At 54.0% G+C, this 22,245-nt stretch carries 14 protein-coding genes; 8 read left to right on the plus strand and 6 right to left on the minus strand.

The window, feature by feature from the left end; all coding sequences use genetic code 11:
- The first annotated feature begins 285 nt into the window (after nt 1-285).
- The 3 genes from ABSH60_RS19770 to ABSH60_RS19780 all read left to right on the plus strand — a co-directional run bounded on the left by ABSH60_RS19770 (nt 286) and on the right by ABSH60_RS19780 (nt 10,254).
- Nucleotides 286-1,455 carry a serine hydrolase gene (locus tag ABSH60_RS19770; protein ID WP_056777378.1) on the plus strand — a complete coding sequence of 390 codons (1,170 nt, stop codon included), beginning with the start codon at nt 286-288 and terminating at the stop codon, nt 1,453-1,455.
- A gap of 297 nt (nt 1,456-1,752) precedes the next feature.
- Nucleotides 1,753-4,854, plus strand: a complete 3,102-nt coding sequence (locus ABSH60_RS19775; RefSeq protein WP_390975457.1) for a hypothetical protein — start codon at nt 1,753-1,755, stop codon at nt 4,852-4,854.
- A 483-nt stretch (nt 4,855-5,337) separates the two neighbouring features.
- A complete protein-coding gene (locus ABSH60_RS19780) occupies nt 5,338-10,254 on the plus strand; it encodes a hypothetical protein (RefSeq protein WP_390975459.1) in 4,917 nt (1,638 codons plus the stop codon).
- Between the two features lie 77 nt (nt 10,255-10,331).
- Here ABSH60_RS19780 and ABSH60_RS19785 read toward each other — a convergent pair whose 3' ends face one another.
- Entirely contained in the window at nt 10,332-10,559 is a 228-nt protein-coding gene (locus ABSH60_RS19785) for a hypothetical protein (RefSeq protein ID WP_015697366.1), read from the minus strand.
- A 168-nt stretch (nt 10,560-10,727) separates the two neighbouring features.
- Nucleotides 10,728-11,615 (minus strand): class A beta-lactamase, encoded by an 888-nt coding sequence (bla, locus tag ABSH60_RS19790; RefSeq protein WP_390975461.1) that lies wholly within the window; start codon nt 11,613-11,615, stop codon nt 10,728-10,730.
- Between the two features lie 112 nt (nt 11,616-11,727).
- On the opposite strand from bla, the gene ABSH60_RS19795 reads away from it, so the two are divergent.
- Nucleotides 11,728-12,606 (plus strand): LysR substrate-binding domain-containing protein, encoded by an 879-nt coding sequence (locus tag ABSH60_RS19795; protein ID WP_390975463.1) that lies wholly within the window; start codon nt 11,728-11,730, stop codon nt 12,604-12,606.
- Between the two features lie 45 nt (nt 12,607-12,651).
- Here the strand turns inward: ABSH60_RS19795 and ABSH60_RS19800 are convergent, their stop codons facing one another.
- From ABSH60_RS19800 to ABSH60_RS19810, 3 genes are all read right to left on the minus strand, one after another.
- Nucleotides 12,652-13,599 (minus strand): aliphatic sulfonate ABC transporter substrate-binding protein, encoded by a 948-nt coding sequence (locus ABSH60_RS19800; RefSeq protein WP_390975464.1) that lies wholly within the window; start codon nt 13,597-13,599, stop codon nt 12,652-12,654.
- Between the two features lie 9 nt (nt 13,600-13,608).
- Nucleotides 13,609-14,706: an LLM class flavin-dependent oxidoreductase gene (locus ABSH60_RS19805; RefSeq protein ID WP_390975466.1), complete on the minus strand. Its 1,098-nt coding sequence runs from the start codon at nt 14,704-14,706 to the stop codon at nt 13,609-13,611.
- Nucleotides 14,707-15,584: 878 nt separating this feature from the next.
- Complete coding sequence (locus ABSH60_RS19810) at nt 15,585-16,496, minus strand: LysR substrate-binding domain-containing protein (protein ID WP_390975468.1); 912 nt, start codon at nt 16,494-16,496, stop codon at nt 15,585-15,587.
- Between the two features lie 184 nt (nt 16,497-16,680).
- Here ABSH60_RS19810 and ABSH60_RS19815 point away from each other — a divergent pair, with 184 nt between their 5' ends.
- Nucleotides 16,681-17,286, plus strand: coding sequence for a cysteine dioxygenase (locus ABSH60_RS19815; RefSeq protein WP_390975470.1), 606 nt, complete (start codon nt 16,681-16,683; stop codon nt 17,284-17,286).
- A complete protein-coding gene (locus tag ABSH60_RS19820; RefSeq protein ID WP_390975472.1) occupies nt 17,279-18,898 on the plus strand; it encodes a rhodanese-like domain-containing protein in 1,620 nt (539 codons plus the stop codon). Before ABSH60_RS19815 ends, ABSH60_RS19820 begins: the two co-directional genes overlap by 8 nt.
- A 63-nt stretch (nt 18,899-18,961) precedes the next feature.
- On the opposite strand, the gene ABSH60_RS19825 is transcribed toward ABSH60_RS19820, so the two are convergent.
- Entirely contained in the window at nt 18,962-19,228 is a 267-nt protein-coding gene (locus ABSH60_RS19825) for a DUF3811 domain-containing protein (protein ID WP_056779328.1), read from the minus strand.
- Between the two features lie 864 nt (nt 19,229-20,092).
- Here ABSH60_RS19825 and ABSH60_RS19830 point away from each other — a divergent pair.
- On the plus strand, nt 20,093-21,208 hold the full coding sequence (locus tag ABSH60_RS19830) for an ABC transporter substrate-binding protein (protein ID WP_056777811.1): 1,116 nt from the start codon (nt 20,093-20,095) through the stop codon (nt 21,206-21,208).
- A gap of 125 nt (nt 21,209-21,333) precedes the next feature.
- Nucleotides 21,334-22,227, plus strand: a complete 894-nt coding sequence (locus ABSH60_RS19835; RefSeq protein ID WP_183846988.1) for a LysR family transcriptional regulator — start codon at nt 21,334-21,336, stop codon at nt 22,225-22,227.
- The last annotated feature ends 18 nt before the right edge of the window (nt 22,228-22,245 follow it).

Below are 22,245 nucleotides of genomic sequence, written 5' to 3' on the forward strand. Positions count from 1 at the left end.
CACATTTCCCAGTTCTGACGGGGGCTTAAAGTCAGTTTCATCAGGTTAAAAAACAGCAGGTTGTGATAATCAAAATTGATTGCGCGGGCAACTGACTGTTTTGCTGAAAAAGCGTCCAACTTGTAACTGAACCGTTTCATTATGAAATGCTTAGCAAAAGACTAAGGGTTTTTCTGTACGCCGATTTAAGGCACCCTATGCCGCAGATCTCAATCTATGATTTTTTTGTATATTGCCTGTGCATTTTTATGCGCCGGTCAATACGGCACGTTTAAGGAAGACTCAGTGAAACGTAGTGTAATAAGTGTTTTGTCTTGTGTGTTGATGTTCTCTGCGGGCAGCGCCCACGCTGTCGCGCCACTCGATTTCCCGGTTGTGCCACCGAGCATTGATGCCGCCTCGTTTGTCCTGATGGATTACGCCAGCGGTGATGTGCTGGCGGCAGGGAATCCGGACGATCGCCGTAACCCGGCCAGCCTGACCAAACTGATGACCGGCTACGTGATTGACCGTGCTTTGGATCAGAAAAAAATCACCATGAATGACGTGGTGACCGTGCCTCAGGAAGCCTGGGTGGCGGGTAATAAAAGTCTCGATGGTTCTTCCCTGATGTTCCTCAAACCGGGCGACCGTGTTTCCGTGCGTGATTTGATCCGCGGCATCATCATTACCTCCGGTAACGATGCCTGCGTGGCGATGGCTGACTATGTGGCAGGCAGCCAGGACAGTTTTGTCGGCATGATGAACAAATATGTCGTCAGCCTGGGCCTGACCAACACCCATTTCGAAACCGTGCACGGTCTGGACGCGCCGGGGCAGTTCACGACGTCATACGATCTCGCCAAGCTTTCCCGTGCCATCATTGGCGGCGAGCCTGAGGAATATCAGATGTATGCCGAGAAATCGCTGACTTATGACAACATCACTCAGCAAAACCGTAACGGCCTGTTGTGGGATAAAAACCTGCAGGTAGACGGCCTGAAAACCGGTCATACCGAAAGCGCCGGTTTTAACATTATCGCTTCGGCAACGCAGGGTGACCGTCGTCTGATTGCCGTCGTCATGGGCGGGAAAAGTTCAAAAGGGCGTGAAGAGCAGGCACGTAAACTGCTGACTTGGGGCTTCCGCGAATACACCAGCAAGCAGATTTTCAAAGCGGGTCAGACTGTCTCTGATGAACATGTCTGGTACGGTGCGAATTCCCAGGTGAAAGTCGGTTCGCTTAGCGATGTATTCATCAGCGTACCGCAGGCGGATGCCGATAAACTGAAAGCACAGTACGTTCTGACCAATCCACAGGTTGAAGCACCGCTGAAAAAAGGCCAGGAGCTGGGCAATATCAATATCGTGGATAACGGCAAAGTGATTAAAACCGTGCCGCTGGTGGCATTAGAAGATGTCGCCGAGGGCGGAATCATCAGCCGGGCGATCGATTATGTGAAACTGAAAATTTAAAATAACTTTCTTAATAATAAGTATTAATAATCCCTGGTGAAATGACCGGGGATTTTTTTTTGCCATAAATTTGAAGTATTGATAATTTATAAAATATGACGGAGTTATTGTTTTTAAATGTAATTGGCGCAATTCATATTATTTTCTATAAATTCATCTCGTTTTTATTTTTAATTAATGCATTAATGATGGTGGTGAATTATCAATGTTTATTTTTTAAATTTTTCGATTGATTCATCAAACAAATTAGCATGAGTATTAATGGTTTTTTTAAATATATATAAATGGAGTTATATAATGAGTGAAGAAAAAACAAAATCAGACCTGGTAATTCCTGAAGTTAGTCAATTCAGCGCGGAAACATCAACAGATTATTCCCCTGGGAAAGAAAATATCGCGCTCGCTGTGACGGCAGCCGGGATAACCTACAACGGTACCACGGGTAATGATTCGTTTACGGGCGGCACAGAAGATGATCATCTTCGCGGCGGTGACGGTGATGACTCGCTGACCGGCGGGGCGGGTGCTGATGTTATCGACGGAGGTGCCGGAAATGATTATCTCAGTGGCAGCACCGGGCTGGATACTTTCATGTTCGCCGTTGGCCACGGTCAGGATCTGATACGCGATAACTCATCCAGCGAAGCCGGTAATGATACGTTGCGTTTTACGGGGGCGAAGGCGGACGTGGGCGGATTTAGCCGTGAGGGAAACAATCTGGTCATTCATGCGTACGGCACCGCAGACCGCGTAACGATAGAAAATTACTTCTTGAGTGGCGAATCCAAAACCAGCGGTTTTCGTCACTACAGTTTTGAGTTTGACGACATCACGCTGACGGAGTCAGATTTGGCAACGGCCGGGATCCCTTTCTACGCTACAGCGGGGGATGACCGGATCGACGGATGGTACGGACGAGATGTGCTGAACGGCGGTGCGGGTGAGGATTATCTATACGGCGGATCCGGTGACGACTATATCAGCGGCGGTGCCGGTGATGACTCGCTGACCGGCGGGGCGGGTGCTGATGTTATCGACGGAGGTGCCGGAAATGATTATCTCAGTGGCAGCACCGGGCTGGATACTTTCATGTTCGCCGTTGGCCACGGTCAGGACGTGATTAGCGATAACTCATCCAGCGAAGCCGGTAATGATACGTTGCGTTTTACGGGGGCGAAGGCGGACGTGGGCGGGTTCAGCCGTGAGGGAAACAATCTGGTCATTCATGCGTACGGCACCGCAGACAGCGTAACGATAGAAAATTACTTCCTGAGTGGCGAATCCAAAACCAGCGGTTTTCGTAACTACAGTTTTGAGTTTGACGACATCACGCTGACGGAGTCCGATCTGGCGACGGCCGGGATCCCTTTCTACGCTACAGCGGGGGATGACCGGATTGACGGATGGTACGGGCGAGATGTGCTGAACGGCGGTGTGGGTAATGATTTTTTTTACGGCGGATCCGGTGACGACTTTCTCAGCGGCGGAGCCGGAGATGACTCGCTCGTCGGCGGGGCGGGTGCTGATGTTATCGACGGAGGTGCCGGAAATGATTATCTCAGTGGCAGCACCGGGCTGGATACTTTCGTGTTCAAAGTTGGCCACGGCCAGGATCTGATAACCGATAATTTTTCCAGTGAAGCCGGTAATGATACGTTGCGTTTTACGGGGGCGAAGGCGGACGTGGGCGGGTTCAGCCGTGAGGGAAACAATCTGGTCATTCATGCGTATGGCACCGCAGACCGCGTAACGATAAACAATTACTTCATTGACGGCGAATCAGAAACCAGCGGTACTCGTCACTACAGTTTTGAGTTTGACGACATCACGCTGACGGAGTCCGATCTGGCGACGGCCGGGATCCCTTTCTACGCTACAGCGGGGGATGACCGGATCGACGGATGGTACGGGCGAGATGTGCTGAACGGCGGTGTGGGTGAAGATTCTTTTTACGGCGGATCCGGTGACGACTTTCTCAGCGGCGGTGCCGGTGATGACTCGCTGGCCGGCGGGGCGGGTGCTGATGTTATCGACGGAGGTGCCGGAAATGATTATCTCAGTGGCAGAACCGGACTGGATACTTTCGTGTTCAAAGTTGGCCACGGTCAGGATCTGATAACCGATAATTTTTCCAGTGAAGCCGGTAATGATACGTTGCGTTTTACGGGGGCGAAGGCGGACGTGGGCGGGTTCAGCCGTGAGGGAAACAATCTGGTCATTCATGCGTACGGCACCGCAGACCGCGTAACGGTAGAAAATTACTTCATTGACGGCGAAATCAAAAACGGCGTTACTCGTCACTACAGTTTTGAGTTTGATGACATCACGCTGACGGAGTCCGATCTGGCGACGGCCGGGATCCCTTTCTACGCTACAGCGGGGGATGACCGGATCGACGGATGGTACGGGCGAGATGTGCTGAACGGCGGTGTGGGTGAAGATTCTTTTTACGGCGGATCCGGTGACGACTTTCTCAGCGGCGGTGCCGGTGATGACTCGCTGGCCGGCGGGGCGGGTGCTGATGTTATCGACGGAGGTGCCGGAAATGATTATCTCAGTGGCAGCATTGGGCTGGATACTTTCATGTTCGAAGTTGGCCACGGTCAGGATCTGATAACCAATAACTTTTCCAGCGAAGCCGGTAATGATACGTTGCGTTTTACGGGGGCGAAGGCTGACATGGGTGGGTTTAGCCGTGAGGGAAACAATCTGGTCATTCATGCGTACGGCACCGCAGACCGCGTAACGGTAGAAAATTACTTCATTGACGGCGAATTAAAAAACAGCGCTACTCGTCACTACAGTTTTGAGTTTGACGACATCACGCTGACGGAGTCAGATCTGGCGACGGCACGGATCACCTTCTCAGGGACAGACGGAAATGATAACGCACACGGCTGGTACGGCGTCGACCTGATGAACGGTGGCGGCGGTGACGATTCGCTGAGTGGTGGGTCCGGAGATGACGTTCTGAACGGCGGCGTGGGTAATGACTCACTCTATGGCGGAGCGGGGCAGGATACCTATCTGTTTGCTAACGGACACGGTAATGACTCGGTCACTGATTTCGCAGGTATGCTTGAAGGCAAAGATATTATTGAATTCAGCGATCTCAATCTCACCGACCTGTGGTTCTCGAAAAGTAACAGTAATCTGCTTATTACCGAATCAGGATCTCAGGATTCCGTTGAAGTGATGAACTGGTATTCCAGTGCTGACAGCCAAAATAAAGTCATTCATACGCATGATGGCTATGAAATTGATGCAGCCCAGGTGCAGCAGCTGGTTGAAGCGATGAGTACGTTTGCCGCAACGCATAGCGAACTATCAGCAGCAGATCAGCAAACAGACTTTATGCACTCTGTCAGTGTTTCATCCTATCTGGAAGCCGCGAAATAATGTAGTGCGGTAAATATCAAAAGCTCCTCTGTTTTCACGGAGGAGCTTTTTTATTTCTGACATCTCAGGATATTTATTCAGAACACTTTGGAAGAAAAGTCCGTTTTACTTCGCTTTCAAATTAGAAAATGTCGCCGAGGGCGGAATCATCAGCCGGACGATCGATTATGTGAAACTGAAAATTTAAAATAACTTCCTTAATAAAAAGTATTAATAATCCCTGATGAAATGATCAGGGATTTTTTTTGCCGGGAACTTGAGGTGTTGATAATGTATAAAACATGACGGAGTTATTGTTTTTGAATGTAACTGGCGTAATTCATATTATCTTCGATAAATTCATCTCGTTTTTATTTTTAATTAGTGCATTAATGATGATGGTGAATTATCAATGTTTATTTTTTAAATCTTTCGATTGATTCATCAAACAAATTAGCATGAGTATTAATGGTTTTTTTAAATATATATAAATGGAGTTATATAATGAGTGAAGAAAAAACAAAATCAGACCTGGTCATTGCTGAAGGTAGTCAATTCAGCGCGGAAACATCAACAGATTATTCCCCTGGGAAAGAAAATATCGCGCTCGCTGTGACGGCGACCGGGATAACCTATAACGGTACCACGGGTAATGATTCGTTTACGGGTGGAAAAGAAGATGATCATCTTCGCGGCGGTGACGGTAACGACTGGCTCAGCGGAGGTTTGGGAGATGACGTTCTTAAAGGCGATACTGGTAACGACAACCTCAACGGCGGCGCTGGTGCCGACGTGCTGGAAGGCGGGGCTGGCAATGATTATCTTTACGGCGGAGAAGGACTGGACAGCTTTATCTTCGCCGCCGGCCACGGTGAGGATGTTATCACTGATAGCCGTTCGTCAGACATCGGTAATGACGTTTTACGGTTCAATGGAGCCAGTTCGGGCTCGGCGCGGTTTAGCCGCGAGGGTAACAGTTTGATCATACAGGCCTACGGCGCGGACGACCGGGTGAGCGTCACTAACTTCTTTATAAATGGCGAAAGTTCGGGAGAGATTTTCCGTCAGTACAGCTTTGTCTTTGACGATAGAACTCTGACGGAGACAGACCTCCTGTCAGGGGTCACGTCATGGGGAACCGCAAATAATGATAATGAGTCGGGCTGGTACGGTGTAGACCTCATGTATGGCGGTTTGGGTAACGATTCGCTACGTGGAGGCTCAGGAAATGACGTTCTGAACGGCGGAGCCGGTGATGATACGCTCGGTGGCGGAGCTGGAGTCGATATTCTTGAGGGGGGGGCAGGCAATGACCGTCTTAGCGGTAACGAGGGGCTGGATACTTTTATCTTTGCCGTCGGACACGGTCAGGATGTGGTCAGTGATGCTCCTTCGACCGACATCGGAAATGATGCTTTGCGGTTTACGGGGGCGAATAGCCAAAATGCCCTTTTCAGCCGCAAGGGAAACGATCTGATCGTTCATGCCTATGGAACAGATGACAACGTAACAGTGATCAATTTTTTCAATAATCCTGAAACACCCGGGACGGTGTTCCGCCAGTTCAGCTTTGTGTTTGATGATAAGACGCTGACGGAACCGGATCTGCTATCGGGCGTCACAACCTGGGATACAGAGGGTAATGACAATGCGTTGGGCTGGTACGGTGTAGACCTCATGTATGGCGGATTGGGTAACGATTCGCTACGTGGAGGCTCAGGAAATGACGTTCTGAACGGCGGAGCCGGTGATGATACGCTCGGTGGCGGAGCTGGAGTCGATATTCTTGAGGGGGGGGCAGGCAATGACCGTCTTAGCGGTAACGAGGGGCTGGATACTTTTATCTTTGCCGTCGGACACGGTCAGGATGTGGTCAGTGATGCTCCTTCGACCGACATCGGAAATGATGCTTTGCGGTTTATGGGGGCGAATAGCCAAAATGCCCTTTTCAGCCGCAAGGGAAACGATCTGATCGTTCATGCCTATGGAACAGATGACAACGTAACAGTGATCAATTTTTTCAATAATCCTGAAACACCCGGGACGATGTTCCGCCAGTTCAGCTTTGTGTTTGATGATAAGACGCTGACGGAACCGGATCTGCTATCGGGCGTCACAACCTGGGATACAGAGGGTAATGACAATGCGTTGGGCTGGTACGGTGTAGACCTCATGTATGGCGGATTGGGTAACGATTCGCTACGTGGAGGCTCAGGAAATGACGTTCTGCACGGCGGAGCCGGTGATGATACGCTCAGTGGCGGAGCTGGAGTCGATATTCTTGAGGGGGGCTCAGGCAATGACCGTCTTAGCGGTAACGAGGGGCTGGATACTTTTATCTTTGCCGTCGGACACGGTCAGGATGTGGTCAGTGATGCTCCTTCGACCGACCTCGGAAATGATGCTTTGCGGTTTATGGGGGCGAATAGCCAAAATGCCCTTTTCAGCCGCAAGGGAAACGATCTGATCGTTCATGCCTATGGAACAGATGACAACGTAACAGTGATCAATTTTTTCAATAATCCTGAAACACCCGGGACGGTGTTCCGCCAGTTCAGCTTTGTGTTTGATGATAAGACGCTGACGGAACCGGATCTGCTATCGGGCGTCACAACCTGGGATACAGAGGGTAATGACAATGCGTTGGGCTGGTACGGTGTAGACCTCATGTATGGCGGATTGGGTAACGATTCGCTACGTGGAGGCTCAGGAAATGACGTTCTGCACGGCGGAGTCGGTGATGATACGCTCAGTGGCGGAGCTGGAGTCGATATTCTTGAGGGGGGATCAGGCAATGACCGTCTTAGCGGTAACGAGGGGCTGGATACTTTTATCTTTGCCGTCGGACACGGTCAGGATGTGGTCAGTGATGCTCCTTCGACCGACATCGGAAATGATACTTTGCGGTTTACGGGGGCGAATAGCCAAAATGCCCTTTTCAGCCGCAAGGGAAACGATCTGATCGTTCATGCCTATGGAACAGATGACAACGTAACAGTGATCAATTTTTTCAATAATCCTGAAACACCCGGGACGGTGTTCCGCCAGTTCAGCTTTGTGTTTGATGATAAGACGCTGACGGAACCGGACCTGCTATCGGGCGTCACAACCTGGGATACAGAGGGTAATGACAATGCGTTGGGCTGGTACGGTGTAGACCTCATGTATGGCGGATTGGGTAACGATTCGCTACGTGGAGGCTCAGGAAATGACGTTCTGCACGGCGGTGCAGGCAATGACTCCCTTTACGGTAACAGCGGTGAGGACACCTACCAGTTTACTGCCGGCCACGGTAAAGACTATGTGTATGACTCTGCGGGCAGCGGTGAAAATGGTGATATTTTACGCTTCACTGGTGCGGCATCGGGCGCAGCCCGTTTCAGTCGCGAAGGTAACAACCTTATCATACAGGCCTACGGAAGCGATGACAGCGTGACGGTCAGCAACTACTTTTCCGGTACTGATCAACCCGGAGGGATTTACCGCCAGTTCAGCTTTGTCTTCGACGATGCGACGCTGACGGAGGCGGATCTGGCGAGGTCGGGGATGACGTACAACGGAACGGACGTTGGTAACAATGCCTCGGGCTGGTATGCACCTGATTTTATGTACGGCGCAGGCGGTAACGACTCGCTGCAGGGAGGGGGCGGAAATGACGTTCTGAACGGCGGTGCGGGCAATGACTCACTTAATGGCAACAGCGGTGAGGACACCTACCAGTTTACTGCCGGGCACGGTAAAGACCATGTGTATGACACAGCGGGTAGCGGTGAAAATGGTGATATTTTACGCTTCACTGGTGCGGCATCGGGCGCAGCCCGTTTCAGTCGCGAGGGTAACAACCTTATCATACAGGCCTACGGAAGCGATGACAGCGTGACGGTCAGCAACTACTTTGGCGGTACTGATCAACCCGGAGGGATTTACCGCCAGTTCAGCTTTGTCTTCGACGATGCGACGCTGACGGAGGCGGATCTGGCGAGGTCGGGGATGACGTACAACGGAACGGACGTTGGTAACAATGCCTCGGGCTGGTATGCACCTGATTTTATGTACGGCGCAGGCGGTAACGACTCGCTGCAGGGAGGGGGCGGAAATGACGTTCTGAACGGCGGTGCGGGCAATGACTCACTTAATGGCAACAGCGGTGAGGACACCTACCAGTTTACTGCCGGGCACGGTAAAGACCATGTGTATGACACAGCGGGTAGCGGTGAAAATGGTGATATTTTACGCTTCACTGGTGCGGCATCGGGCGCAGCCCGTTTCAGTCGCGAGGGTAACAACCTTATCATACAGGCCTACGGAAGCGATGACAGCGTGACGGTCAGCAACTACTTTGGCGGTACTGATCAACCCGGAGGGATTTACCGCCAGTTCAGCTTTGTCTTCGACGATGCGACGCTGACGGAGGCGGATCTGGCGAGGTCGGGGATGACGTACAACGGAACGGACGTTGGTAACAATGCCTCGGGCTGGTATGCACCTGATTTTATGTACGGCGCAGGCGGTAACGACTCGCTGCAGGGAGGGGGCGGAAATGACGTTCTGAACGGCGGTGCGGGCAATGACTCACTTAATGGCAACAGCGGTGAGGACACCTACCAGTTTACTGCCGGGCACGGTAAAGACCATGTGTATGACACAGCGGGTAGCGGTGAAAATGGTGATATTTTACGCTTCACTGGTGCGGCATCGGGCGCAGCCCGTTTCAGTCGCGAGGGTAACAACCTTATCATACAGGCCTACGGAAGCGATGACAGCGTGACGGTCAACAACTACTTTGCCGGTACTGATCAACCCGGAGGGATTTATCGCCAGTTCAGCTTTGTCTTCGACGATGCGACGCTGACGGAGTCAGACCTGGCGAAGTCGGGGATGACCTACAACGGAACGGACGTTGGCAACAATGCTACGGGCTGGTATGCATCTGACCTTATGTACGGCGCAGACGGTAACGACACGCTGCAGGGAGGGGGCGGAAATGACGTTCTGAACGGCGGCGTGGGCAATGATTCACTCTATGGCGGAGCGGGGCAGGATACCTATCTGTTTGCTAACGGACACGGTAATGACAGGGTCACTGATTCCGCAGGTAAGCTTGAGGGCAAAGATATTATTGAATTCAGCGATCTCAATCTCACCGACCTGTGGTTCTCGAAAAGTAACAGTAATCTGCTTATTACCGAATCAGGATCTCAGGATTCCGTTGAAGTGATGAACTGGTATTCCAATGCTGACAGCCAAAATAAAATCATTCATACGCATGATGGCTATGAAATTGATGCAGCCCAGGTGCAGCAACTGGTTGAAGCGATGAGTACGTTTGCCGCAACGCATAGCGAACTATCAGCAGCAGATCAGCAAACAGGCTTTATGCACTCTGTCAGTGTTTCATCCTATCTCGAAGCCGCGAAATAATGTAATGCGGTAAATATCAAAAGCTCCTCTGTTTTCACGGAGGAGCTTTTTTATTTCTGACATCTCAGGATATTTATTCAGAACACTTTGGAAGAAAAATCCGTTTTTACTTCGCTTTCAATATAGGTATTTAAACCCCATCCGGCGCGCGCTAATTCTTTCATCTTTTCAAGATGCTCGGGGCCGGGGTGACGGATATCGTACAGATACACGTGATTATTTTTGAAACGGACTTTGATCGAGTTGGCATCTATCTGGAAGCTGACAACCTGTGAATCACCGCTTTTGTTGGCGTAATTTTCCATGCTGCATCCTGTTAGCTAAGCCTGATATCGGGCGACCTCATCTATTAACCACGTTCGGCCATTTGACACAGGGCGGAAGTTCACAGTTTGCGCAACGCACGGAAAACAAAGCTGAATACGGTAGCAGGAACACCGCTCATGACGTTCTCAGGCCATGAGCGGTGAAGATTACAAGTTTTCCGTCACGATTTTGGCGGCCGCCGCCAGCACATCTTTACGTGCTTTGGCATCCTGCTGCGGTTGGGTGAAATAGGTGACCAGAATGAGCGGCGCATGGTTATCGGGCCAGATCACTGCAATGTCATTGGTGGTGCCGTAATCGCCGCTGCCGGTCTTGTCGCCGACCTGCCACGTTGCCGGAAGGCCTGCGCGGATGCTGGCTGCGCCGGTGGTGTTACCTTTTAACCATTGCACAAGCTGCGCGCGCTGCGGTTCAGCCAGCGCATTGCCCAGCGTCAGTTTACGCAGACTTTCAGCCATCGCCAGCGGGGAGGTGGTGTCACGATTGTCGCCGGGGATCGCCGTGTTGAGGCTTGGTTCCGTGCGGTCGAGGCGGAAAGTCTCATCGCCCAGGGAACGTGCAAACTGCGTCACTTTTGCCGGGCCGCCGAGCTGCGCGATGAGTTTATTCATCGCCACGTTGTCGCTGTACTGAATCGCCGCCGCACCCAGTTCACCCAGCGTCATGCCGGTATCAAGGTGTTTTTCAGTGATCGGGTTGTAGTTCACCAGATCGGACTTTTTGATATCCACGTGCTTATTCAGCAGGTTTTTATCCGTTTCGCTGGCTTTCAGAATCCCTGATGCTGCCATCACTTTGCTGGTGCTGCACATGGCGAAACGCTCATCCGCGCGGTAAAGCGTCTGCGTGTTACTGGCCGTGTCGATCATCGCCACGCCTAACCGCCCGCCGGTGCTTTTTTCCAGTTCAGCGAGTTTTTGTTGTACGGCTTTTGCTTGTGCGGGCGTCTGAGCCCACAGCGGTGCACTGGAAAATAACAAAGGCATCAGCGCCACAGTGAGCCACGCTTTCTGACGAAATGTATTCATGAACATAGAAATCCTTATCGGTGTTGGTGTGGAAGCCGGCAATATCCTTGTTTGGTGCAGGATTGACAAGCGAGAATAATTTCGCGCAGGATAAAGAAAAACTTATGGATAAGTCATTATGCGGACCTCGCTGCCTCTCAATGCGTTGCGTGCTTTTGAAGCCTCGGCCAGACATCTCAACTTTACCCGTGCCGCACTCGAACTGAGCGTCACGCAGGCGGCGGTCAGCCAGCAGGTACGTTTGCTGGAAGATCAGCTGGGCACTGCCTTGTTCAAACGGTTGCCGCGCGGGCTGGAACTGACCGATGAAGCGCTGGTGTTATTGCCGGTATTATCCGAAGCTTTCAGCCAGATTCAAACCGTGCTCAAGCGCTTTGAGGGCGGGTATTTTCATGAAGTGCTGACCATCGCGGTGGTGGGTACTTTTGCCGTAGGCTGGTTATTGCCGCGGCTGAAAGCCTTCCGGGAGCAGCATCCTTTTATCGAACTCAAAATTCTGACCAACAATAACGTGGTTAATCTGGCGTCCGAAGGGCTGGATTACGCGATCCGTTTTGGAACCGGCAACTGGGCGGCGACGGAAAACCGGCTGTTGTTTGACGCGCCGCACACGGTGTTATGTTCTGCGGACATTGCCCGCAGACTTTCTACACCGGATGCGCTGACGAAAGAAATACTATTGCGTTCGTACAGGCCGGATGAATGGGATCAATGGATGATCGCCGCCGGTCTGGACCCCTGGCGTGCTGCCGGGGCGGTGTTTGATTCCTCGCGGCTGATGGCCGAAGCGGCGATGCAGGGGGAAGGCGTGGCGCTGGTTCCCGTGTCGATGTTTACCCGCGAAATGGAGGCCGGATGTCTGGTTCGTCCGTTTGCCACTGAAATAACGCTCGGCAGTTACTGGCTGACCCGGCTTAAATCGAAACGCATGTCTGCCGCGATGCAGGTGTTCGAGGAATGGCTGTTCAGCCAACTGGCCGAAAGGTCTGAAGAATAAGCGCGCAGTGCAGTGGGCACCGGCAAACTCCCGGTGCCCGCAGCGCTAAAGGGATGGTTTCAGCAGGAAACTGTGATCAAAGGTGCCACTGACATTGAGCGCCACCGGCAGCAATCCCTGAGCATGATAAAAATCAGCGGTTTGCTGTTGCTGCGTCTCCGTCGCCGCATCGATCTGCTGCCAGTAGGACTTGCGGCGCTCAAAAGAGAGTTTCGCCGCATCCAGCGGGAAGCCGATAATCTTCGCCAGTTTTTCACTGTACGCATCCAGATTTTTATACGCCCAGATCTGCGCATCGCTCAGCCGTTGCAGATAATCAGCAATCGCCTGGCGTTTACCCTGATCTTTCAGCGCCGTCTCCGTGGCGGCGAGGAAACTGTTCCCTGACCATAACCCCCGGCCATTAATCAGCACGCGCAGATGATCCTGCGTTTCGGCGAATGCCGTGTAAGGTTCCCACGTCGCCCAGACATCCACCGAACCTTGCGTCAGCGCGAGTTTGGCATCGCTGGGTGGCAGGAAACGGAAGGTGACATCTTTGGCACTCAGCCCGGCAGAGGCCAGTGCTTTCAGCGCCACAAAATGCCCGATAGATCCCCGGTTGGTGGCGATACTCTTGCCTTTCAGATCGGCAGCCGTTTTGATCGGGCTGTCGGGCCTGACCAGCAGCGCCGTGCCGTAAGCATCAGATTTATCCACCGCAATGGCTTTCACCTGCGCGCCCGCCGCTTCGGCAAACAGCAGCGGCGCATCGCCGATAATCCCGACATCCACGGCCTGCGCGTTGAGCGCTTCTGCCAGCGGAGCAGCAGCCGGGAACTCCGACCATTCAATTTTGTAGGGCAGATTATCCAGTTTGCCCGCCGCTTCCAGCTGGGCGCGCATATTCCCTTTCTGATCGGCCACGCGCAGGGTGACGGAGTCGGCGAATGCCGCAGACGTGCTGGCGATAAGAGACACCATCAACAGCAGATTTTTTACATTGACTCGCATTGCAATTCCTCAGACCAGGCTGGCACGGGCAGGGTGGTGAGCGGCCTGACGTGCAGCGATTTTCTGCTTCGTCAGCGGGATCAGGGATTTGCCGTATTCAACGGCATCATTGAGCGGGTCAAAACCGCGGATCAGGAAAGTGGTGATGCCCAGGTCATAATATTTCAGCAGCGCGTCAGACACCTGTTCAGGCGTACCGACCAGCGCTGTGGAGTTCGATCCCCCGCCGATGAGCCCGGCAATACCGGTCCACAGGCAGCTGTCGAGACGATCGCCTTGCGCCACGGCATTCAGTAACCGCTGAGCCCCGACGCTCTGTGGTTTTGCTGCCAGAGTCTGGCCGCTGGTAGCCCGTTGTGCAGTGGCTTTCGCCAGGATCTCGTCGGCCTTTGCCCAGGCTTCTTCTTCCGTTTTACCGAGGATCGGGCGGAATGAGATGCTGAAGTCGATGTCACGCTGATGCTGTGCGGCCGAGGCTTTCACCGCGGCCACGGTTTCTGCCGCGCTTGCCAGCGGTTCGCCCCACAGCGCGAAGACATCGGCATGTTTACCGGCAACACGGATGGCATCTTCAGACGACCCACCGAAGAACACAGGCAGCCGTTGCTGAGAGGGTTTGATGGCTGAGAAGGCTTTCTCCGCCTGATAAAACTCGCCCTGATGGTCGAAATCTTTTTCCGAGTACCAGCTTTTTTTCAGGACATCAATGTATTCATCCGTGCGCTGATAGCGGCCTGACTTTGGCACGAAATCCCCGTCGCGACGCTGTTCTGCATCGCTGCCGCCGCTGATGATATGCACTGCCACGCGGCCGTCCAGCAAGTGATCGAGCGTGGCGAGTTTACGTGCCGCCAGCGTCGGGGCAACAAAGCCGGGGCGATGGGCCAGCAGGAAATGAATACGGGACGTGTTTGCGCCAGCATGCGCGGTGACCAGAAAGGCATCCGGCTGGTCGGAGGCATAGGCCACCAGAATGCGGTCGAAACCGGCGTTTTCGTGGGCTTTGGCGAAATCAGCGATGTATTTTTTATCAAAAATCGGGCCAGTTGGCGGAATGATTTCAGACGCCAGCCGATGGCCGATCATACCAATAAATTGCACGCTCATGAGCTGTCACTCCTCAGGTCAGAGGCCAGCGAACCAAGACTGCGCTGGCAGGAGTTATCACCATAAACGGGTTTTTACTATGTTAGAAATTCATTATGTGGATAAGTTAATATGAAAAATGCGCATTAAGATTTGGGCGGTGGGTTGCCACCCACACGGGTCCTGCGAATGCGTTTTAACGTCAAGACCTTGGGCTCGCCGCCCAAACGGGCCTTAAGGGGGGCTTATCGCCGCCCCCCTTAAGAATCCCGGGCTCTTTTTACAACGCGCTGCCGCTGGCAGGCTATATTCCAGCGGCTCCGGCTATTGCCGCAAACGCCGCCGCTGCGCGGTCCTCTCATTTCAGGTTCGGACCCGCTCGGAAAAACCCCCTCGCGGTTTCTCACCGTTCATTCGACGTCGTTTTGAGCGCGGCCAGAGGCTATGTAAAACGGAGGTTTTTCTCCTCCCCCTGCGATGTGAAAGGAGGAAAGCAAAACCAAACACATCGTTTCTGCTTTAAAAACGCCAGTGGCCGCGCTCAAAAATCACGCCGGAGGGAGTGGTGGAAAACCGCGCGTCTGTATGCGCGGGTTGTAACCCGACCGGAGGGCACCGCGCAGCGGCGGGATTTTGCGGCAATAGCCGGAGCTCCTGAAACATAGCCAGCGAGCGACAGCGCGCAGTGAAAGAGCCTGGGATTCTTAAGGGGGGCGGCGATAAGCCCCCCTTAAGGCCGGTGTGGGTGGCAACCCACGGTGTTGACCTTAAGGCCGGTGTGGGTGGCAACCCACGGTTTTGACGTTAAAATGCTTTCGCAGAACCCTTAGGCCGGTGTGGGTGGCAACCCACGGTCTTAACGTTAAAACGCATCCGCGGAATCCCTCGCCCACGAGAATCTAATACTCTATCCCCGTCTGAACCGGTAAATCCAGGCCGTGCGCGATGGCGGCGGCGAAGGCATCAATGGCGGGGATCTGGCTGGCAGGGACATTGGGATAGACCAGCCATAACTGGCTGCGCGGGGCGAAATCTTTCAGGGCGTACAGCGCCAACTCAGGGCGCAGGCGGTGATGTTCCACCAGTGCGCGTGGCATCAGGCCGAGGCCGCGGCCTTCGGCGATGAGGGAGAGTTGCAGCGTGACACCAAAGGCTTCGAGATTGATCAACAGTGGCAAACCCTGTTCGATTAATGCCCGTTGCAGCGCCGCGCGAAAACCGCAGCCTTCCGGATTGAGGATCCACCCGTGCTGATAACACTCCTCCAGCCGCTGCGGCAACGCTGCTGTGGCTTTCGGTCCGACCACCACCAGATCTACGGCGCCGAGAGGCTGATTCTCAATGCCTGCCGGAAATTGTTTACTGGCGGGAAACAGCACCACCGCTGCTTCAAGCTCCTGACGCTGTACGCGCAGCAACAATTCTTCGCCCCAGCCGCTGGATAACCGTGGCTGAATTTCCGGGAACTGGCTGGAAAGCATCTTAAGCGCGGGCAGCAGGCTGCTTTCGCTCAGGCTTTGCGGAACCGCCAGACGCAGCAGGCCGGACGGCGGGCTGTCGGCAGCCACCAGATCGCTGAGCGCATCCACTTCGCGCAAAATATGGCGGCATTGCTGGTAAACACGTTTACCCATCAGCGTCGGTTTCAGCGGTTTGGTTTGCCGGTTCAGCAACGGGATGCCCAGTGATTCTTCGAAATTCTGTACGCGGCGGGTAATTGCCGGTTGCGTGAGCCCCAGCTCATCGGCGGCCAGACGCGTCGATTGCAGGCGAATGACCGCAACAAACGCGGTTAAATCTTCAATTTTCATGGCATCCGGTATCCGTCAGAGAATCAACATCAGTCCGCGCAGCATAAAACAATTTGAAGTATGACGCTGGATCGCACCGCACATTTTTATGTGTTAAATGCATATTAGCTTATCCATAAAATGAATTTTGGTTGAGTTTGACCAGTGCTAGCCTGTCCTGAATGTTGATCAAAAGGGGAAGGCGATGACCGCTTTACATACCGTGCCACTGCGCCAGTTTCTGGCCGACTTCACGCGGCTGATTCAGGAACCGCATGGTCAGACCGAGGTACTGGCGCAGGGCAGCACACTGCTGGCGACACTGATCGGCCAGGATAACTGGCTGCCGGAAGCCTTTGCTGAGCCACATGCCGAACACTATCAGCAATATTTGCTGTATGCCGATCCGCTGTCGCGATTTTCCGTGGTCAGTTTTGTCTGGGGGCCTGGGCAAACCACGCCGGTGCATGACCACCGGGTCTGGGGGCTGATCGGGATGCTGCGCGGGGGAGAAACCAGCCAGAATTATGTGCGCCACAGTGACGGCACCCTGCAACCCGAAGGACCCGCCGTGACACTGCATCCGGGCGATGTAGAGAAAATCGCGCCGGATGTGCTGGATATTCATCAGGTCAGCAATCTTTACGCCGATCGCGTTTCGGTCAGTATTCACGTTTATGGCGGCAATATCGGCGCAGTGTCACGGGCGGTCTACTTGCCCGACGGCAGCGAGAAAACCTTTATTTCCGGCTATTCCAACTCACTCCTGCCCAATGTCTGGGATCTGTCAAAAGAGAATCCGTATGTCTGATGCTCAAACCTTACCGCTGCGTCATTTTTCGTGGCTGCGACAGGCGTTGATCGCCGGGCAGGAAGTCGCGCTGGTTGATGTTCGTGAAGAAGCCGCCTTTGCCACCGGCCATCCGTTGTTTGCGGTCAATCTGGCACTGTCAAAACTGGAGCTGGAAGTGTTGGATCGCATTCCGCAGCGTAAAACGGCGGTGACGCTGTATGACAACGGCGAGTTCTATGACGCCGCGCGCGGCGAGCGCAAAACCACGCGGGCGGCGGCGTTGCTGCGCGCGCTGGGGTATCAGGATGTCGCCGTGCTGGCGGGCGATCTGGCTGGCTGGAAAGAGGCCGGCGGGGAAATCTTCATTGATGTGAATGCGCCGGGCAAAGCGTTTGGTGAATGGGTGGAACATCACTATCAGACGCCTTCACTGAGCGCAGAACAGGTGCTGGCACTGCAACAGCAGGGCGCGAATATCGCGGTGCTGGATGTGCGTCGTTTTGATGAATTTCAGACCATGAGCATTCCCGGCGGCGTCAGCGTACCGGGAGGGGAGCTTGTGCTGCGCTTGCGTGATGTCGTACCTGATGCAAGTACACAGATTATTGTTAACTGCGCAGGCCGAACACGCAGCATTATCGGTACACAATCTCTGATCAATGCCGGTTTCAGTCAGCCGGTAGCGGCTTTACGCAACGGCACCATTGGCTGGACGCTGGCGGGCCAGACACTGGCGTATCAGCAACAGGCGCAGTTTCCGCCGCTCAGTGAGAAGTCACGCCAGGCGGCGCGGGAAGGTGCGCAGGCTCTGGGAATTCGTGCAGGCGCCCGCACGGTGACGTTGTCACAAATCCGCGACTGGCAGCAGGACGATTCCCGCACGTTATACCTTTTTGATGTCCGCACGGCAGAGGAGTTTCGCGCCGGTCATTTACCGGGTGCGCGACATGTTGCGGGCGGTCAGCTGATTCAGGAAACCGATCATTACGCCAGCGTGCGCGGTGCGCGGGTGGTGCTGGCCGATGACGACGGCGTACGCGCCACTATGGCCGCATCCTGGCTGGCGCAGATGAACTGGGAAGTATACGTTGCGGACGTTAGCGCGGAAGACTTCAACGGGCAAGGTGACTGGAAGGCCAGCGTTGCCCCCGCGCCGGCGGTGGAATCGGTCACGCCGCAGACAGTGCAACACTGGCTGGCAGAGGGCGACACCGGGGTGATTGATCTCACCACCAGCGCGAACTTCCGCAACCGACGCATTCCGGGCGCAGTGTGGACCACACGCGGCAACATCCCCCAGATTATCGCTTCGCAGCCTGAGAAACAGCACTGGGTGGTGACGTGCACCAGCGGCCTGCTCGCACGTTACGCTGTCACAGAAATCGCTGCGCTGACGGGTAAAAATACTTTTTTGCTGGAGAAAGGAACGGTGGGCTGGATTGATGCCGGTCTGCCGCTTGAGCACGGCGATTCGGTGTGGCTGGAGGATCCACAGGATCGCTATCGCCGCCCGTACGAAGGCACGGATGTGAGCCCGCAGGCGATGCAGGATTATCTCGACTGGGAATATGGTCTGGTGGCGCAACTGGAAAAAGACGGTACGCACGGTTTTGTATTATTGACGTCGTGAAATGACATAAAGCAGAGCGGGGCTGACGCCTCTGCGTGAAGAACGCAGAGGATCAGTTAATGCTTAACGACGGCCACGCGGATGGGTGCGGGCAGTCCAGTCATAGGTTGCAGAGGTACTTGGCACGGCTTTATTACGGCGTTTTTCCGCACGCGCTTTAGCCGCGACCTTTTCCTTCTCTTCCATCAACTTATCGATGTAATCATCTTTAATGCGGTTATTTTCAGAATTGGTCAACTCACGGCCCTGTGCTTTACGAGCCCGGTCCAGCAAGGTTTTCAGCTCGCGCTGTTCGCTTTCCGTCATATCTTGTTGTGTCAGTCTTTTCATTTTTAACGCGTCCTGTGAGGAAAGTGGCAACCAGTGTAGTCGTTAACGGGGGGAAATGCCCGCAGAATGCGTTTTAACGTCAAAACCGTGGGTTGCCATCCACGCCGGCCCTGCGAATACGTTTTAACGTCAAAACCGTGGGTTGCCACCCACACCGGGCTTAAGGGTTCTGTGTAAGCCTTTTAACGTCAAAACCGTGGGTTGCCACCCACATCGGCCTTAAGGGGGGCTTATCGCCGCCCCCCTTAAGAATCCCGGGCTCTTTCACTGCGCGCTGCCGCTCGCTGGCTATGTTTCAGAAACTCCGGCTATTGCCGCAAACGCCGCCGCTGCGCGGTCCTCTCATTTCAGGTTCGGACCCGCTCGGAAAAACACCCTCGCGGTTTCTCACCGTTCATTCGACGTCGTTTTGAGCGCGGCCAAAGGCTATGTAAACAGGATTATTTTCTCATCCCCGCGAAGTGGGAAGAGAAAAGCAAAACCATACACATCGTTCGACTTTAAAAATGCCATTGGCCGCGCTCAAAAATCACGCAGAAGGGAGAGGTGGAAAACCGCGCGTCAGTTTGCGCGGGTTGTAACCCGACCGGAGGGCACCGCGTAGCGGCGGGATTTTGCGGCAATAACGCTAGCCGCTGAAACATAGCCCGCGAGCGGCAGCGCGCAGTTAAAAAAACGCAGGATTCCAAAGGGTTTCGTTTAAAACCCTTTGGGCCCGTTTGGGCGGCGAGCCCAAGGTCTTGACGTTAAAACGCATTCGCAGCCCTTAAAGCCAGTGTGGGGGGCACCCACGGTCTAACCCTTATTTGCGGAACCTAACGATAATCATTATCATCCTCGCATTCCGTTTCTCCCCGAGGTGTTATGCGTAAGTTCTCTCCTTTATTACTGATTTCGTGCCTGCTGATGGCCGCTGGCGTGCAGGCTAAAACCGTTACGGACATTTCCAACCGTACGGTCACGGTGCCTGATAACCCGCAGCGGATTGTGGTGGGGGAAAGCCGTATGCTTTATACGCTGGCGTTGGTGCAGGACGGCAACCCGGCGCAGCATGTGGTGGGGTGGCCGGGGGATATGGCGACGCTGGATGCGCAAAGCTGGGCAATCTATCTGAAAGCCTTTCCTGAAATCGGCAATATCCCGCTGCTGGGGCAGAACAACTACACCCAGATGAGCGTTGAAAAGGTCATTGCGCTCAAACCGGATCTGGTGATTCTGCCGATCTACGCCAAAAAGCAGGATAACCAGGATCTGATGCAGGAAGCGCTGACCCGCGCGGGGATCCCGGTGATCTACGTCGATCTGCGTGTCGATCAACTGCATAACACGCTGCCGAGTGTGAAACTGCTGGGCGATGTGCTGAATCACCCGGAAAAAGCGGCGCGGTTTATCGCTTTTTATCAGCAACATATGAACCGCGTGCAGGAAAGAATAGCCGCGTATCACGGAAAAAGGCCCACGGTGATGTTGCAGCTGCATCTTGGCCGCCGCGAGACGTGCTGCACCACAGTGTCACACGGCAATCTGGCGGATCTGCTGGCGTTCGCCGGGGGTGATAATATTGCGAAAGGAGCGTTCAAAAGCGTCTACGGCGATCTGAACCCGGAAGCGGTGATCGTCGCCAATCCGGATGTGTATATCACCACCGGCATGGCGGGGCCGGAAGGCAAAAGAGTGTCAAACCTGATGCTCGGGCCGCAGGTAACGCAGGAGGAAGCCGCGCAGAGTTTCCGTCAGGTGATGGACAAACAACCGGTGCTCTCCACGCTGAAAGCCGTGCGGGAAGGGCGTGCGTACAGCGTCTGGCATAATTTCTACCTCAGCCCGTACCACCTGGTGGATGTCGAGGTTTTTGCTAAAGCGATGTATCCGCAGCTGTTCAAAGACGTTGACCCGCAACAGACGATGCAGGATCTCTACGCTCAGTTCCTGCCGGTGCCCTTCAGCGGCACTTACTGGAGTTCCTTGCCAGCCAGATGACGCCATCTGAAAACTTTCCCTGACGCGCAGGATTTTTAAGTCCACAAGAATGTGCAGACAGGCTACCCTGAGTTCAGTGAACCTTGCCCGTAAGACCTGCACGGACTGATTACACAGGAAACTGAATGCGTCGAAAAAATGTGAATGATTATCAGGCTTTTATCGCCGTTGCGCGTGAGCAAAGCTTTACCAAAGCGGCAGCGCAGCTCGGCGTTTCGCAGTCGGCGCTGAGCTACACCATCAGAACGCTGGAAGCCCATCTCGGGCTGCGGTTGCTGACTCGTACAACGCGCAGCGTCTCGGTCACCGAGGCGGGTGAACGTTTGCTCAGCCGTATCGGGCCTCATTTTGACGAAATCGAAAACGAGATCGCCGCCATCAGCGGGATGCGTGAAAAACCCGCTGGCACGGTCCGCATCACCGCAATTGAACATGCCGCCGAATCCATTCTCTGGCCGAAACTGACGCCGATGCTGCTCGAATATCCGGATATTCACATTGAGATCATCAGTGAATACGGGCTGAAAGATATCGTCGCTGAACGCTATGACGCCGGTGTCCGGCTCGGCGAACAGGTGGATAAAGACATGATTTCCGTGCCCGTTGCCCCGAACTTCAGTTTTGCGGTGGTCGGATCGCCGTCTTATTTCGAAGGCAAAACGCGGCCTGTCACGCCACGGGATCTGAATGAACACAGCTGCATTAAACTCCGGCTGCCCACCCACGGCGGCTTTTATGCCTGGGAATTCAGCAAGCAGGGTACCGAACTTAAGGTGCGTATTGACGGGCGATGTACTTTCAGCAGCATCGGGCTGATGCGACAGGCCGCGCTGGACGGGCTGGGGCTGGCCTATCTGCCCAAAGATGTGGTGGAACCGGCGCTGCAATCCGGTCAGCTGATTCAGGTATTGGCCGACTGGTCGCCGCCGCGCACGGCGTATCACCTTTATTACCCCAGCCGTCGCCAGCATTCTCCTGCATTTGCGCTGGTGCTCGAAGCACTGCGCTACCGTCCGTAATATTCCTCCCGCAAACCC

The sequence above is a fragment of the Rahnella sp. R3(2024) genome (assembly GCF_042920125.1).
Taxonomy (GTDB): Bacteria; Pseudomonadota; Gammaproteobacteria; order Enterobacterales; family Enterobacteriaceae; genus Rahnella; species Rahnella rivi.

What these genes read in the sequence shown, in the direction of transcription:
- ABSH60_RS19775 (WP_390975457.1), top strand. Translation starts at nt 1,753, where the DNA reads ATGAGTGAAGAAAAAACAAAATCAGACCTGGTAATTCCTGAAGTTAGT.
- ABSH60_RS19780 (WP_390975459.1), top strand. Translation starts at nt 5,338, where the DNA reads ATGAGTGAAGAAAAAACAAAATCAGACCTGGTCATTGCTGAAGGTAGT.
- ABSH60_RS19785 (WP_015697366.1), bottom strand. Translation starts at nt 10,559, where the DNA reads ATGGAAAATTACGCCAACAAAAGCGGTGATTCACAGGTTGTCAGCTTC.
- bla (WP_390975461.1), bottom strand. Translation starts at nt 11,615, where the DNA reads ATGTTCATGAATACATTTCGTCAGAAAGCGTGGCTCACTGTGGCGCTG.
- ABSH60_RS19795 (WP_390975463.1), top strand. Translation starts at nt 11,728, where the DNA reads ATGCGGACCTCGCTGCCTCTCAATGCGTTGCGTGCTTTTGAAGCCTCG.
- ABSH60_RS19800 (WP_390975464.1), bottom strand. Translation starts at nt 13,599, where the DNA reads ATGCGAGTCAATGTAAAAAATCTGCTGTTGATGGTGTCTCTTATCGCC.
- ABSH60_RS19805 (WP_390975466.1), bottom strand. Translation starts at nt 14,706, where the DNA reads ATGAGCGTGCAATTTATTGGTATGATCGGCCATCGGCTGGCGTCTGAA.
- ABSH60_RS19810 (WP_390975468.1), bottom strand. Translation starts at nt 16,496, where the DNA reads ATGAAAATTGAAGATTTAACCGCGTTTGTTGCGGTCATTCGCCTGCAA.
- ABSH60_RS19815 (WP_390975470.1), top strand. Translation starts at nt 16,681, where the DNA reads ATGACCGCTTTACATACCGTGCCACTGCGCCAGTTTCTGGCCGACTTC.
- ABSH60_RS19820 (WP_390975472.1), top strand. Translation starts at nt 17,279, where the DNA reads ATGTCTGATGCTCAAACCTTACCGCTGCGTCATTTTTCGTGGCTGCGA.
- ABSH60_RS19825 (WP_056779328.1), bottom strand. Translation starts at nt 19,228, where the DNA reads ATGAAAAGACTGACACAACAAGATATGACGGAAAGCGAACAGCGCGAG.
- ABSH60_RS19830 (WP_056777811.1), top strand. Translation starts at nt 20,093, where the DNA reads ATGCGTAAGTTCTCTCCTTTATTACTGATTTCGTGCCTGCTGATGGCC.
- ABSH60_RS19835 (WP_183846988.1), top strand. Translation starts at nt 21,334, where the DNA reads ATGCGTCGAAAAAATGTGAATGATTATCAGGCTTTTATCGCCGTTGCG.